This is a genomic window from Allohoeflea poritis, assembly GCF_027889715.1.
Lineage (GTDB): Bacteria > Pseudomonadota > Alphaproteobacteria > Rhizobiales > Rhizobiaceae > Hoeflea_A > Hoeflea_A poritis.
Genome location: NZ_JAPJZH010000046.1, coordinates 1 through 2183, shown reverse-complemented (window position 1 = coordinate 2183; position 2183 = coordinate 1). Strand labels below are relative to the sequence as shown.

At 56.3% G+C, this 2183-nt stretch carries 1 protein-coding gene; it reads left to right on the top strand.

Going from position 1 to position 2183, the window contains the following annotated elements; translation table 11 throughout:
- Window positions 1–2183: toxin TcdB middle/N-terminal domain-containing protein (locus OOZ53_RS26420; protein WP_271092794.1), on the top strand; the 2183-nt coding region annotated here is incomplete at both ends.

Below are 2183 nucleotides of genomic sequence, written 5' to 3'. Positions count from 1 at the left end.
CCTGACATGATCATCATGGCGAACGGTCAGACGCTGACGCGCTATGAGAAGCGGATCAAGTCGATCGCGACCAAGGTGAGCGGTGTCATGCGCTCGGCTGTTGCGCTGACCTATGACGAGGATCCGTATTCGGGTGCTTCGCGGCTGATCACGATCACCAGATACGGCACGGACGCTGTCGTCGACGCCTCGGGCACGGTCACGGCCGGCACTGCCAGACCACCCGTCTCAATGACATACTACGACGTCAATACAACACACACAAATGTCACCAAGCCGATCCCGCACTATCGCTCATCAATTGGACAACCGATCAATCACACATCGCTTGCCGCAGACGTCAATCGTGATGGCATTGACGAGCTGCACCAACAGCAGGTTTCGCTCGGTGGTATCGTGTCATGGCTTCACAATTTTGATACGTCAGGAAACCCCAATGCAGCCATTGCGACAAAATACAATCCAGTTCTGAGTGCAGCCATCGGTTCGGTCGCAATGAACTGGTCTTGGATCGTCGCGTCGTTCGATGCTGCTGGAGAACAACAGATCGTCAGAAGCAACTACGTCGAATACGTCGATAGTTCCGGCAACCTTAAAGCGTCCTGCATCAACTACACGATTATCGGATTTGGCCAAATCAAATGGGACGAACCGTTTTCTGAAGCATGTAACAGTGTTGGCAGCACAAATCGTCTGAAGGCCGTTGCTGTTGATCGTGACGGCGACATGGTCAGTGAGATGGAGAGATTGGATACCGGCGACAACAGTGGAAACACATTTGCCGGCAAAGCCGATTTTCGAGGCAATGGTCATGAGCGAACATACTTCGTAAGGCCGAATATATTCGAAGTACACGGCACGCCGGCACTGTCGGTCGGGCTGAGTGGAACCGTTTCCTTGTACACGCGATATGCAGTTGATCTCAACGGAGATGGTGCCTCCGATTTTGTCAATGCGGGTCCAATGGGGTTGGGTCAGGCACCCAACATCAAACTACACATCAATACGGGTGACGGTTTTGAGGAGATAACTGCCGGGCAAAACATCAGTGTGCCGTATGGCAGGTTTCCGCAGTTTGTTGATTTGAATAGTGATGGAATGCCGGACATGCTGACGGCCAAAGCCGGCGCTTCGCCTTATATTCAGTCGGCTTCTTTTTTAAAGTTGCGAACCGGGGCCAATGGCCATGCCATAAGTCAGGCTAGCAACTACTCAATTGCATATGATCAGCAGGCAATCATAGCAATTGGTGACTTTAACGGAGATAGTATCTCCGACCCCATCATCAGCCCGGTATCCGGGACACAGCTCAATTCCACAGTTTGGTATTCCGATTACCCTGACGGGACGCCCGGTTTGCTGAAGAGTGTCACGGATGAGCTGGGCGGGACGGTTTCTCTGAAGTACACCCCGTCTTCGCGGTTCGACCACGACTTCATGCCGTTCGTGATGCCGCTTGTGACGTCGCTGAGCCATGATGACGGGCGCGGCCAGGTGGCCGAGACGAACTACGCCTATGAGGGCGGCAAATATGATGTGGCCGAGCGCCGCTTCCTGGGTTTTGCCAAGGTGACGGAGACGAAGCCGCTGGCCAATGGGGAGACGGCCCGGCCGAGTGTGGAGACGATGCTGCGCCAGGACGTGGCGAGCTACGGCCGGCCTGAGAGCGTGACCTACAAGGACGGATCGGGGACGGTTCGCAAGGTGGTGACGCACAGCTATGCGGTGAACGCGGCGACGAAGCCCTATACGGCGCTGAGGACAGCGAGCGAGACTGCGCTGACACAGAACGAGGCGACCTCCGGTTCGCCTGTGACCCTTACGACGCGCGTTGAGCGTTTTCATGACGTTTATGGGAATGTGATTGAGGAGCGTCATCTTGGCCGCACGGATGTTGCCGGTGACGAGACGACGCGGGCGATGGCCTATGTCGCCAATACGGCGGACCATATTGTGTCGCTGCCTTCGGTTATGTCTGTGCACGCGGGCTCGGGCACGTCAGGTGCATTGCTGTCACAGGAACAGCTTTCCTATGACGGCGCCGCCCATGGGGTTGCGCCGGCGAAGGGCCATGTGACGGCAAGAACGGTTCTGCGCTCGTCCGACGGCTCGCTGCCGGCGATCGCCATGAGCTATGGCTATGACGCCCATGGCAACAGGACCCATGAGGTGGATGGCGAGGG